The following is a 12697-nucleotide window of genomic DNA, read 5'->3' as shown; positions in this document are numbered from 1 at the left end:
ATTCTCATTAAAAAAAGGAAGTTAATAATGAAAAAAATTTTAGGAGGCTTGTCCTCATTATTGTTTATGGTATTCACTTTTTCTACGTCGCCAATTCATGCCGCACCAGAAACGTATACATTGGATAAAAACCATACTTTTGTGTTGTGGAGCATTGATCACTTGGGCTTTTCTACTCAATATGGTAAATGGTATGGAACAGGTCAACTGATTCTAGATAAAGAGAATCCAAGTCAAAGTAAAGTCAACGTGAAGATTGATGTTGCGGATATGATTACCGGTATTCCAGAGTTGGATAAACATTTAAAAAGTAAGTTGTTTTTTGATACGGAACATTTTCCTACTGCGACTTTTGTCAGTAATAAGGTAACTCCCAAAGGCGATAATAAAGCAACTGTTGATGGTACCTTAACTTTGCGTGGTGTGAGTAAACCTGTGGTATTGGATGTTACCTTAAATAAAGAGGGAATGAATCCAATTAGCAATAAGATGTCGGTTGGCTTTACAGCTACTACCACTATAAATCGTTCTGATTTTGGGATAAATGCTTTCCTGCCTTCTGTAGGTGATAAAGTAAACCTTTCAATTGGGGCAGAAGCATATCAGGATAAGAAATAGGGACTTCTCATGCAAATCAAAAATAGTGCAACTCACTTTGGTATTGTTACTATAGTATTTCATTGGGTTATTGCTTTGTTAATTATTGGGTTGTTAGTGCTGGGGTTGTACATGGTCTCTTTACCATGGAATCCCCAAAGATTGAAATTCTATGGATGGCACAAAGAGTATGGTTTACTCGTCCTTTTTTTGGCATTTTTTAGAATTATTTGGCGTCTGAGCAATGAACAACCTGAGCTTGCCTTGCCTTTGTTGGAAAAAATTGCTGCACGCAGCATGCATTGGGCTTTTTACTTGTTTATGTTTGCCATGCCAATTACTGGTTGGTTAATTACTTCAGCTGCTGGATTACCTGCATCATTTTTTGGATTGTTTACCTTACCTAATCTTATAGCACCAGATGACAGTAAAAGAATTCTATTTGAATGGATCCATGAATGGTTGGGGTATGCGCTCATCGCAGCAATTGTTATGCATAGCGCAGCTGCTCTTAAACATCATTTTATTAATAAGGATGATATATTACGGAGAATGTTCCCATGAAAATGATAAAGTTTCTTTTCGTTTTATTTTTTTTGAATACTGCCTATGCAAATGCCTTACCTGAATGGACTCTTGTTCCCAGTGAAAGCAGTATAAGTTTTACAGCAACACAAAATAATGCACCTGTTACTGGTTCATTTAAAGAGTTTACCGCAACAATAAATGCTGATCCTGCACATTATCAAGACAGTAATGTCGATGTGGTAGTGAATATTAACTCCCTTACAATGTCATACGCAGAAATAACTTCAATTTTACTCAGCTCCGATTGGTTTAATGCCAAAGAATTTCCCAAAGCTGAATTTAAATCAACCAAGTTTACTAAAAAGGATGATAAAAATTATGAGGCTGCTGGAACATTAACCATAAAAAATAAATCACTGCCCGTAGTTCTTGCTTTTACAGCAGTTGAATCACCTAAAGATCATCTGCTTGTTGAAGGACATACCACAGTGAAACGATTAGACTTTGGTATAGGGCAGGGCGATTGGTCAAGTACTAGTGAAATAAAAAATGAAGTGACCATAAACTTTAAAGCGGTTGCTGTACTTAAAAAATAATTGCATTACAGTAAATAGAAACCATAAAGTTATAGTCTGGACAGTGTTCCAGACTTAATTTAATGAAGAGACCAGGGGCGATTCACTCTACGCTCGTGATTGAAGAATAGACTAAGCATCACGCTTTAAATACCATTTTTTCTTTAATTCAAGAAACTTGGCCTTTTGTTTTTCATTTAAAAGTGAAAACATCTGATGTTGCATCATTATTCTATTTTTTAACATAGAGCCTCTGATTTTACTTATTTTCTCTATTAAAGAATCAAGTTTTGCTTCATCAATTTTATTTGATTGAATCATAGAGTTAATTTGACTACGTAGTAATCTGAGTTGACCATAGTTTTCTTTGAATGCAGCTCTAGCTTTTTCTTTATATGCTTTAATTTTAGCTTTTTGATCAGCAGTGAGGTTCAGTTCTTGGGCTAATCTATCGAACCGGTGATGAGAATTACAGTGTTTTGAGCCACCAATACACGCAAAACTTGGTTGACCAAATGTTAGTACAAATAAGACGGTTGATAACCAGAGAATTTTTTTACTCATTATCCATTCCTCATAATAATTATACCAACTTTCCTGTTGTGTCTTATGGTATTTAGGATGACCTTATTGGAGTATAGACTATAGAGTGAATAAATACAGTATGTTAGCGGTAATTGAAATAGGAAAATCGCGATCTATTTTTGCCAAGAGATCAGGTTATGCATGTATTGGCTCAACCCCCTAATTTTCTTCCTTATAGGTGGTGTTGGACATGATTGGGGCAATTGAGAAGAGGGATGAGCTAATTTTATTTTTTTATCTTTTGTAAGATTAAAAATTAGTGCATCATGGCAAAGCGTTTTAAGTTCTTTAATTAATCTTTGCGTGCAGTCATCTTGTTTATGATTCTTAATATTAACTAAAATATTATTAAATTGTATGATACTAAATTCGTTTTCTTGATTAAAACAATTCAAAATAAGCTCAAGGTCTTCTCTTTTGGAATGATTCTTATCTCTGATAAAGGATCGATAAGGGATTTGGGGTATTTTTTGAATGTTTTCTTCCACTTCTCTTTTAATCTTTAAAAAAGAAGTGGGTAAGCTCAAAGCAAGTTCCTTTTGTCGGGCAGCAAGTAATTTCGATCGCGAACTTTGTAATTTTTTTCCAGAATCTAACCAGGAAGAATCATTTAATTCACCCTCATCAACACCAAGAAACTTGAGCATTCCCAAAACATTTTCATGCAAAGGGATAGAGTTTTGTGAGCAAAAGGCTTTTTGTAAGCCATAATGATTAAACGAGTGGGGTTGGATTTCTTTGCTGAATTTATTAGCATCGACCACATAGCCATGAAATAGAGCATTCGATATCTGTATTGGGCCCGTAGTACATACAACAATGGATTTAAGATAAAGGTCTCGCTCTTTTTTCATTAAATAAGTTAAAAACTTATCATCATTTTTTTCTAAAATTCGTTTAATTAAGGAATATTCTTTACTAAAAAATAAATATTTTATTAAATTCAGTTGAATCTGAAGATCTTTTCTCAATCTTTTTATCACTTCTTCGTGAGTTTCTTGGGGATATATTTTATTAAAATCTAAAAATTTATTTTTATCCGCCATCACTTCATTAATGTATTTTCTGATTCTTAATGAAGAAGTAGATGTATCGGGTGGGCTAATTTCTTTAGATTTTGCTATATAGAGTGACTCAGAACGATTTTTCATGAATTTTAAGAGATAACGATTTATAAAGTTGTCTTCGTTTAATTCAGCTTCTGTGCGCTCAATGAAGTCGGTATCATAATGAGAAAGCCGGGCAATAAGTCCACGTTGTACACGCTCAATATCATTTTGCGCTGCTATGGCGTCTACTATAGCGACAAAATCATTATTTGCGAGAATAAATTCTTTTCTGCCCATTCTTAAACTACCAATATTGAGTAATATTGGCATTTCAGTTGGAATAAGTTGCGGAAGATTTGTCGTATCAATTGGAAAATCAAAATCGGTATAAGTTCCATTTTTAAATATTGGAGACAGCCATCTTAAAATATCACTAGCAACAGCTAAATTTCCCCCCATTTTTAAATTACAAATTTCGTCTTTATAAAATTGGTACAATTTTTTTTCGTTATCTGTTTGAAGGGAGGGGCGAATTGTGTTGGCATCAATTAAATTAATACGATGTTCCCTACAAAATTCGTGTAGCGCATTAACTGATGTCTGAGTGAGTAAGCTGGATTCGTACACTAAGTGAATTGTATCGTTACTATTTTTTTCACGCATTTCAATAAGACGAATTTGATTCTCCAAATTCATAAACGCGTTTGGATTATTGCTTAACCAGATTTTTACATGTAATTTTGGGTTATATTGATACATTTTTTTTCTTTATTATTTGAGTTCAATAAATTACCGCATATAAAAAGCCAGTTCTTTTATATTTCAGTACAACGAAAACAGGGCTATTAATAAAAAGCTTAGCACAAGTTAAAAAAAATGATTTGTCACTAAATTCGATTGATGAATTTTCTCTAATATGATATAAATGACGCGCTTTAAATACACACACGGTTCGGCACATACGATAGGGTCCCAGCAAGGGTTTCGTATGGGAAACGTGGAGGAATAACCCTGGAGATAAAAAAATGAATGTAAGTATGCGTGAATTACTCGAAGCAGGTGCTCATTTTGGACACAGAACTCGATTTTGGAATCCTGAAATGGGTGAGTATATATTTGGATCTCGTAACAAAATCCATATTATCAACCTTGAAAAAACGATGGTAATGCTTAACGACGTAGTAAACTATGTTGGCAGATTAGCATCTAATAAAGCAAAAATTCTGTTTGTAGGTACCAAAAGAGCAGCGCAAGAGAGTATTCGCGAACATGCGAAACGTTGTGGCATGCCTTATGTTGATCATCGTTGGTTGGGCGGTATGTTAACCAACTATAAAACAGTACGTCAGTCTATTTTTCGCTTGAAAGAATTAAAAGAAATGAAAGAAAAGGGATTATTTAATGGAATGATTAAAAAAGAAGCATTAATGCTGACGCGTGAACTTGAAAAATTAGAAAGAGGCTTAGGTGGTATTGAGAACATGGGCGGTTTGCCTGATGCCTTATTTGTTGTTGATGTTGGTTTCGAACATATTGCCGTTGAAGAAGCTCACCGTTTAAGAATCCCCGTTATTGGTATTGTTGATACAAACAATAGCCCAAGAAATATTGATTACATTATTCCTGGTAATGATGACTCTATGAGAGCAGTTGATATCTACGTACGTTGTGTTGCTGATGCAATTTTAGATGCAAAAGGCACTAATACAGTAGGCGTAGGTTCTTCTGATGCTGAATTTGTTGAAGTAGTTGAACAAACCAGTGATGCAGAAAAAGCTGGGGAATAATTAAAATTTAAAATATAGGGGGCCGGGTGTCAGAACACCTCAATTTGCCCCCTTTTTGCTATACGGAGAAATGAAAATGTCAATTAGTGCGAGTTTAGTCATGCAGTTACGTGAACGTACCGGTGCTGGCATGATGGAATGTAAAAAATTTCTAATAGCAACCAATGGTGATATTGAGGCTGCAATTATTGAAATGCGTAAAGCAGGTCAAGCAAAAGCAGATAAAAAAGCAGATCGTGTTGCCGCTGAGGGTGTGGTAGTTATTGCACGTTCCGCAGATGGACGTAGTGCAGTAATGCTTGAAATTAATAGTGAAACCGATTTTGTTGCTCGTGACGAGAACTTTACTAACTTTGCTAGCAAGGTCGCTGAAACTGCATTAAATAGTTCTGCTACTACAATTGCCGAATTGTCCGCAATTACCCTTGCATCTGGAAATACCGTAGAACAAGCTCGTCAAGAATTAGTAGCGAAAATTGGCGAAAACATTAAATTAAGACGTCTAGAGCGCATGTCATGTGACACCGGGGTAATTGGTCATTACTTACACGGTTCAAGGATTGGTGTTATGGCAGCTCTGAAAACAGGTGATGAAGAACTTGCCAAAGACATTGCTATGCATATTGCTGCCAGCAAGCCAATTGTTGTAAGCCGAGATCAAGTTTCTGCTGAGGCTATTGAAAATGAGCGTGAAATTTTTACAGCTCAAGCAAAAGAAAGTGGCAAACCACAAGAAATTATCGATAAAATGATTGAAGGTCGAATCAATAAATTTATTGATGAAGTAAGTTTATTAGGTCAGCCATTTGTTAAGAACCCTGACATTAAAGTGGGACAACTTTTAAAAGAAAAAAATACAGAAGTACTTTCTTTTATACGCTATGAAGTTGGTGAAGGTATAGAGAAAAAAGAAGATAACTTTGTTGAAGAAGTGATGGCTCAGGTTCGTACATGATGAATGAAAGTCACCCAACATTAAAATACAAACGTATTTTACTAAAATACAGTGGCGAAGCCCTTATGGGCAAGTCACAATTCGGTATTGATCCCTCGGTTCTGGATACTTTAGCCAGGGATATTGCCGAATTAATTAAGATGGGCGTTGAAGTTGGTCTCGTATTAGGTGGTGGTAATTTATTTCGTGGTAAGGCACTTTCTCAAGCAGGGGTTGGACGTGTAACTGGTGACCATATGGGGATGCTGGCTACAGTAATGAATGCTTTAGCGGTGAGAGATGCTTTAGAACGAATTGATATGCCAGCGCGTATTATGTCAGCTATTCCCATGCTGGGAGTCGTTGACCCTTATCATCGCCGTAAGGCAATTACACATTTGCGCACCGGACACGTTGTTATTTTCGCAGCAGGAACAGGAAATCCTTTTTTCACTACGGATACAGCGGCTTGCTTAAGAGCCATTGAGATTGGCGCTGATGTGGTATTAAAAGCAACTAAAGTCGATGGTGTTTATTCAGAAGATCCCTTTAAAAACCCTAATGCCAAACGATATGATTACTTGACCTATATCGAAGTATTAACGCAAGGCTTAGAAGTAATGGACTCTACTGCAATTTGTCTTTGTCAAGATCAAGGCATGCCATTGCAGGTTTTTGATATGACTGCACCTAATGCATTGAAAAGAATTGTATCTGGAGAACGCGTAGGAACTATAGTCGGAGCTAATCATGATTAATGAGATTAAGCAAGATTCAGAAAAGCGAATGAAAAAAACTATTGAAGTATTGCACACAGACCTAACAAAAATTCGCACCGGAAGAGCGAATGTTGGTTTACTTGATCATGTGCAAGTTGACTATTATGGAACGATGACTCCATTGAACCAAGTAGCTAATATTACTGCCAGTGATTCTCGTACCATATTAGTTACCCCATGGGAAAAATCTATGGTATCAGCTGTAGAGAAGGCAATTTTAACCTCTGATTTGGGTTTGAATCCGGCTACAGCAGGTTCTGCGATTCGTGTCCCTATGCCACCTTTGACTGAAGAACGAAGAAAAGAGTTAATCAAAGTTGTTCGTAATGAAGGCGAGCAAGGAAAGGTATCTATTCGTAATATCAGAAGAGATGCAAATAATCAATTAAAAGAATTAGTTAAGGAAAAGGCTATTTCTGAAGATGATGAGCGTCGAGCAACTGAAGTCATTCAAAAACTAACCGATAAATATATTCTGGAAGTAGATGCATTATTGGCTGAAAAAGAAAAAGATTTAATGGAAATTTAAATGAAGTGACAGCTTGAGGTGAATAACCTCAAGTTGTAATAAATTTTTTAATGCAATTGTTACTCAAAAAAAGTACAAACTACTTTATTTAATTTGTTAATTTAGTCATGATAAAGAATCTCAATTAAGTTTTTTTATTGATTAATAGAAAAATAGCTTAATAAATTTCTCTTAAATGCTTCTGAAAATAATTTTTGGAGGTTCCTTATGAAGTATAAAGTTGTAATTTTTGGCAAAAGTGGTAAAACCAAACTGGCTCATAAAGTTGCTCAAACAAAAATTGATTTTGCAGAAGAGACTTCCCCTACCTTAAGTGCTGATTTTTTCTCTCGGCAAATGGATTCCAATAATATTGTAGACCTATGGGATATATCTGGAGAAGAGCGATTTAAACAAATTAACCCATATTATTATAAAGGGGCTGATGTAGGTTTATTTTGTATTGATTTAACCGAAGAAATTGACGAGCAAGAACTTGTTAAAAGTATCCAGCAGTTTCGTAAATTTGCTCCCCTTGCTCCAATTATCTGTGTTGGCACAAAATCAGATTCACCTAAAGCAAATCTTAACGCCTTAGAAAAAATTAACTCAAAGGAATTATTTGCCAATTTCATTACCACTTCAGCAAAAAACGGGGAGAATATCGAGGAGCTTTTTAATCTAATCCGCGCTCACTGTGAAGCGAAACTGCTACTGTCGTGGACTGAGGCTGTTATAAAACTAAAAGAAGGTATAAAAAATCTGCCAAAGACAAAAAAAGGCTTGATGGATATTGAATTGGAAGAACTGTCTAAAATTATATTGGACTTGAAAGGTACCCCAAAAAATAAAGCTAAGGCCATCGATAGTTTTATAAAGAATAGTGACATCATTTTAGCAGGTGAGAATCCTAATATCCTTAAAGCAGCACTTTCTGTTGCTGCAGCAGCTATTGTATTGATTGTAACCGCACTAATTGGCTTTACAATTGGGGTTGCGTGTAGTTGGTGGGCTGGTCCAGGCGCTTTTTTTGCGGGGATATTAAGTGGTTATACTGCTGCTGTAACTGTTGCTTCTTCGAGCGTAGTGTCAGGGGTTATCGCGGGAGGTGTTACTGCATTTGGTTTATTTAAGCCTTCTAAAGAAATGGAAGCGCTTGATAAATTTACTGCAGAAGTATCTTCTTGGAATACAGCAGTGGTTTTATAGTCAGAAACGTTAACTTTGGCAATATCCTTTTGGTGCAGATGCACTTATAATCTATTACATATTATGTCGCTCGATTATATCTTGAAGTCATTACTGCTACTGCTACTGCTATCTATACATGGAACTATACACTCGATTATATGGAAGAGGTGGAAATTCAAAATTTTTCTTGGTAATGAGATCGATACAACATTCAACTACAGATTTTTCGTAGCGTATTCCAGCACCTTCGCATAATTCATTTAGGGTATCTTCTACTGAGTTTTTAGGGCGGTATGGACGATGAGAACTCATGGCTTCGAACACATCTGCAACCGACACAATTTTTGTTTCAAAACGAATTTCATCAGCCTTTAATGCGTCCGGATAGCCAGAGCCATCTAAACGTTCATGATGGTGCAAAATGATATCCGTAATTGTTTCTCCAAAAGTGACTCTATCTACAATCTGATAACCTACCTCGGGATGTATTTTGATAAAACGATATTCCAATTCAGTAAGTTTTGCAGGTGACACTAGAATTTCCATAGGGACGCGGGTTTTACCTATATCATGAATTAAGGCGCCCAGATAAATTTCATGTGTTTTTTTAGAGTTTAAGCCTAAACCTTTGGCTATTTCTTCAGAAAGCTTAGCAACTCGAAATTGATGACCTGCCGTATAAGGATCGCGCTGCTCTGCAATTAATGCTAATGATTCAATCGCTTTCTCTAACATATCTTGGAGAGTGTGTTTTGCCTGCCATAGAGACTTAGTCCTATTTTTCACTAAAACAGACAAATGTTCTCTATGCATTACCAATTCCTGATTATTTCTTTCAAGCATGTGTTTTTGAAATAAATTCTCGAAAATAATAGAGGTAGAAATTGTAAAGCTATTAATGATGGGGTCAAATAAGTTAAAATGATTAAAGTCACTAATTTTCACAACAATTAGTCCGTAAAAAAATTCTTTCGCAAATAAAGGATAAACTTGCATTTTTCTTTCTTCAAAAGTCTCACTAAGCTGAAAAAAATCAGATATGCTAAACATCCCATTTTTTAGATCGATTGTTCCAATAAATCTTGAGTGTAATTCTTTATCGCTTCGATCAATATTTTTGATAAGACATACCTCACACTCTTGTACTCCGGGTATACTGCCAATAGTCTTCTCAAGGTAGGGTATAAACTGTTCTGTACGCGTAAAAAGAAAAAGTACGCTATGAGCAGCATAAAGTCTAAAGAGAATTTTTTCATTATCTGACAATTTATTATTATTCATTTTTCCATATTACTTTTGTAATTATGTAAAAATTCATCGGGTTTTATGTAAGCAGGATTTTTGACAATTTGCCCATGTACAAACATAAAAGGATGAACCTGCAAGACATCATAAATTAAGCCCCCATCAAATTTACTGACATCATACTGACAAACTGCTGTAACTGGATGTGTATCAAGAATAGTATTTATTAAGGCTTCATAGACTATTAATTGATCTGAACCAGGAATGTTTCTGCAAGACCAGGTCATTTCTCCTGAAAGACGAGAACCAGAAAAACCCGCTGCGATAGCATGTTCATAGTGAAGCTTAAGGCAAGATAGCATTTGTTCAGGTACAAATTTCCCATCTGGGCAATAAGTTGAAACCGCAGGAGTAATTTCAACTTGCTTGCTTTCGGGTAACTCCACATTGAGCTCCGCCAACCAAACCCTTACCTCTTCTGGTGTCATTGTATCAACGAAATAACCTATTTGTTCGTTATTGATTATTCCCGACTCTATATACTTGGATATTACTCTACGTCTTTCCGCTTCATCTCGATAAATAAGACAGGCATGAGCACCGTGTTTAAAGTGTTTGTACCCAAATCCTAATGAAATATCATCATTATGAATATGACCCGTAGACATATTAATTTCCCTAATTAGATCTTTGTTAAAGTATAGCTAATAAAGTGCGTTCTGTCGGATACAATAGATTATGCTGGATGAAAGAAGGTTATAGAGAAATTTTTCTAAAATAGATTGCTAGTCGCTGCCAATTTGTTTGTATAAAATCTCCAACATAACCCCATGATTCAACCCAAATAATACGTTTAAAAGCAGACGTCTGTTTTATTTTATTCATGAACCATTCTTTGCTTTCGTCGGCAGCAAAAATTACCATATTCGAACTTTTACGTACTGGAATAACCAGGGTATGTTTAAATTGGTTCCTAACTAATTGAAAAATAGGATCTTGTTCTTTTGTATTGGCCAAGTTTATTGCCAAAAAACCATCTTCGGTGATTATTCTTTTGCATGAAGCAAAAAAATTAGCATCAGCGCATTCAGTTGGGAAATGGTTGGCGTTATATAGATCAATGATGAGATGATTGTATTTTTTTTTGCATTTTTCTATATAATCCTTAGCATTTTCATGGACAACTGTTAACTTTTTTAAGTGGTCTATCATAAAAAAGTGTCTTGCTATGTCAATCACTTCTTCACTATTATCTACGGCAACCAGAGGAACATCTTTTAACATCCACGCAACCCCCGCACCGCCTAATCCCAGCATACAGGTAACTCCAGGGTATTTTCGAGCCATTAATGTAAGTGCAGGAAGATAATATAAAACTGGCTTTTGCGGTTGATAACGGTTAATTACTGTTTGGAGTGCTGTACTTCCTAATGTAAGCCAACGATAACATAAATTTTGATACACTTTATAACCTGAAGGGGATGTGTGAATGCATCTACCGAACTTCGTTTTCCACATTTAGCGTGTATTCTCTAATTGAAAAGGATAAACGGAACCAAGTTTTAGAATTTGAGTTAATTCATCCAAGGCACAAAAACATTCTTCAATAAGCAGAGGATCAGCTAAATCTTTAGGAACTAACTCAGTACGATAATGCTTTAAAACCCACATTTCTAAAGTTTTTAATAATTTATCGTCGATTAATACGCCTTGATGCATGGCTTCAAGTTCTTCCTCATTCAAGGGAACACGCAATCTTAAGCAAGCAGGGCCGCCACCGTTTTGCATACTTTGTTTCAAATCAAGAAAATGTACCGAGTTAATGGGGTTCGAGTCATCAGCAAGTATTCTCTCAATGCATGCATTAGAACGAGGATTGTTTTGACACTCAAAGGGAGCAATAAGCATCATCGAGTTTGACTTTTTTAAACTAATAATTTGCGAATTAAAAAGATAGGTTGAAACAGCATCAGCAACACTAAGTTCCTTTTGTGGAATTTGAATAATAATTAAAGGAAAGGGAGCTTTTTCCTTTAATTCGTCCAGTATGGAATTTTGTTGATGAAACGCTTGCTCATGGACTAGAAAAACTGATTCATTGACTACAGAAATAACGTCATTATGAAAAACCCCTTGATCGATAGCAAGTGGATTTTGGCAAGCGAACACAACTTGGTTTTCCGATAACTGATGTTGACGTACAATCGCCTCAGATGCTTCTTGAGTTTGACGGGCTGGATATTTTATTGGACCAATGTTTGACTGATTTTTCCCTAAAGTTTTTTTCCCGTAAACAAAAAGATGAATTCCTGGTTGGCTGTAGTTTTGACAGAGACGACTATGATTTGCTGCACCTTCGTCCCCAGTAATCGTTGATCGTGGCAGAATCGCATGATGATGAAAATAATTTGGGTTAAAAAAAATTAGCTCCAGTAATTTTTTTGAAAAATCTGCCTCATGATGCCGATGTAAATTGCTTATGAGATTTGCGGCAGTAAAATGAACTTTATGGTCATGAGTATCCGTGCTTGGAGAAACGGTAGCTGCATTGGCTGCCCACATACTGGAAGCTGAATAACATGCACTAAGAAGTTCGGGTGCCTTTTTATAAGCTTTATTAATTTGCTCTTTCGGCGTACCGCAAAAACCCAATTGATGGAGTAGCTCTAGATTCGGACGTTGATGCGGTGGAAATAATCCTTGTTTTAGGCCCATTTCGTACAGTAAGCGCATCTTCTCTAATCCTTGCAGTGCGGCCGCTTGTGGATTGGAAATTGCCGCTGCATTATTAAAAGATGCAAGATTACCTGGTGCAATACCAGCATAATTGTGGGTAGGGCCAACAAGGCCATCCATGTTTAACTCATAAACATTCATTTTATATTCCATTTTAAATTCTAGCCGAATTACGCTACGCTA

Annotated in this window: 14 protein-coding genes; 8 read left to right on the top strand and 6 right to left on the bottom strand. The window is 35.9% G+C overall.

Translation table 11 applies throughout. The annotated features are described in order from the left end of the window. The first annotated feature begins 27 nt into the window (after positions 1–27). Genes EL022_RS11290 through EL022_RS11280 form a run of 3 tightly spaced genes read left to right on the top strand, consistent with a single transcriptional unit; the run spans position 28 to position 1721 of the window. Positions 28–618 carry a YceI family protein gene (locus tag EL022_RS11290; RefSeq protein WP_028380472.1) on the top strand — a complete coding sequence of 197 codons (591 nt, stop codon included), beginning with the start codon at positions 28–30 and terminating at the stop codon, positions 616–618. Positions 619–627: 9 nt separating this feature from the next. Then, positions 628–1161: a cytochrome b gene (locus EL022_RS11285; protein ID WP_028380473.1), complete on the top strand. Its 534-nt coding sequence runs from the start codon at positions 628–630 to the stop codon at positions 1159–1161. Then, on the top strand, positions 1158–1721 hold the full coding sequence (locus EL022_RS11280; RefSeq protein WP_028380474.1) for a YceI family protein: 564 nt from the start codon (positions 1158–1160) through the stop codon (positions 1719–1721). The genes EL022_RS11285 and EL022_RS11280 overlap by 4 nt, the downstream gene beginning before the upstream one ends. A gap of 111 nt (positions 1722–1832) precedes the next feature. On the opposite strand, the gene EL022_RS11275 is transcribed toward EL022_RS11280, so the two are convergent. Both EL022_RS11275 and EL022_RS11270 read right to left on the bottom strand, forming a co-directional pair. Further along, complete coding sequence (locus EL022_RS11275; protein WP_028380475.1) at positions 1833–2264, bottom strand: Spy/CpxP family protein refolding chaperone; 432 nt, start codon at positions 2262–2264, stop codon at positions 1833–1835. 134 nt (positions 2265–2398) lie between these two features. After that, on the bottom strand, positions 2399–4093 hold the full coding sequence (locus tag EL022_RS11270) for a glycosyltransferase family 88 protein (RefSeq protein WP_028380476.1): 1695 nt from the start codon (positions 4091–4093) through the stop codon (positions 2399–2401). Positions 4094–4359: 266 nt separating this feature from the next. Between EL022_RS11270 and rpsB the strand changes: the two genes are divergently transcribed. The 5 genes from rpsB (at position 4360) to EL022_RS11245 (ending at position 8551) form a co-directional block, all read left to right on the top strand. After that, positions 4360–5121 carry a 30S ribosomal protein S2 gene (gene rpsB / locus EL022_RS11265; protein WP_028380477.1) on the top strand — a complete coding sequence of 254 codons (762 nt, stop codon included), beginning with the start codon at positions 4360–4362 and terminating at the stop codon, positions 5119–5121. A 76-nt stretch (positions 5122–5197) separates the two neighbouring features. Continuing rightward, positions 5198–6076 carry a translation elongation factor Ts gene (tsf, locus tag EL022_RS11260; protein ID WP_028380478.1) on the top strand — a complete coding sequence of 293 codons (879 nt, stop codon included), beginning with the start codon at positions 5198–5200 and terminating at the stop codon, positions 6074–6076. Beyond that, on the top strand, positions 6073–6813 hold the full coding sequence (gene pyrH, locus EL022_RS11255; RefSeq protein WP_028380479.1) for a UMP kinase: 741 nt from the start codon (positions 6073–6075) through the stop codon (positions 6811–6813). Before tsf ends, pyrH begins: the two co-directional genes overlap by 4 nt. Then, a complete protein-coding gene (gene frr / locus EL022_RS11250; protein ID WP_028380480.1) occupies positions 6806–7363 on the top strand; it encodes a ribosome recycling factor in 558 nt (185 codons plus the stop codon). The genes pyrH and frr overlap by 8 nt, the downstream gene beginning before the upstream one ends. Positions 7364–7570: 207 nt before the next feature. Further along, complete coding sequence (locus EL022_RS11245) at positions 7571–8551, top strand: Rab family GTPase (RefSeq protein ID WP_028380481.1); 981 nt, start codon at positions 7571–7573, stop codon at positions 8549–8551. 108 nt (positions 8552–8659) lie between these two features. Here EL022_RS11245 and EL022_RS11240 read toward each other — a convergent pair whose 3' ends face one another. From EL022_RS11240 to astB, 4 genes are all read right to left on the bottom strand, one after another. Then, positions 8660–9814 carry an HD-GYP domain-containing protein gene (locus EL022_RS11240; RefSeq protein WP_051544414.1) on the bottom strand — a complete coding sequence of 385 codons (1155 nt, stop codon included), beginning with the start codon at positions 9812–9814 and terminating at the stop codon, positions 8660–8662. Then, entirely contained in the window at positions 9811–10446 is a 636-nt protein-coding gene (locus tag EL022_RS11235; protein WP_028380483.1) for an MEDS domain-containing protein, read from the bottom strand. Before EL022_RS11235 ends, EL022_RS11240 begins: the two co-directional genes overlap by 4 nt. Positions 10447–10534: 88 nt before the next feature. Next, positions 10535–11296, bottom strand: coding sequence for a spermidine synthase (locus EL022_RS11230; RefSeq protein WP_028380484.1), 762 nt, complete (start codon positions 11294–11296; stop codon positions 10535–10537). Next, entirely contained in the window at positions 11297–12655 is a 1359-nt protein-coding gene (gene astB, locus EL022_RS11225; RefSeq protein ID WP_028380485.1) for an N-succinylarginine dihydrolase, read from the bottom strand. Between the last annotated feature and the right edge of the window lie 42 nt (positions 12656–12697).

Origin of the sequence: Legionella cherrii, from assembly GCF_900635815.1 — a bacterium.
GTDB classification, from domain to species: Bacteria; Pseudomonadota; Gammaproteobacteria; order Legionellales; family Legionellaceae; genus Legionella; species Legionella cherrii.
This window is presented reverse-complemented; position numbering and strand designations above follow the sequence as displayed.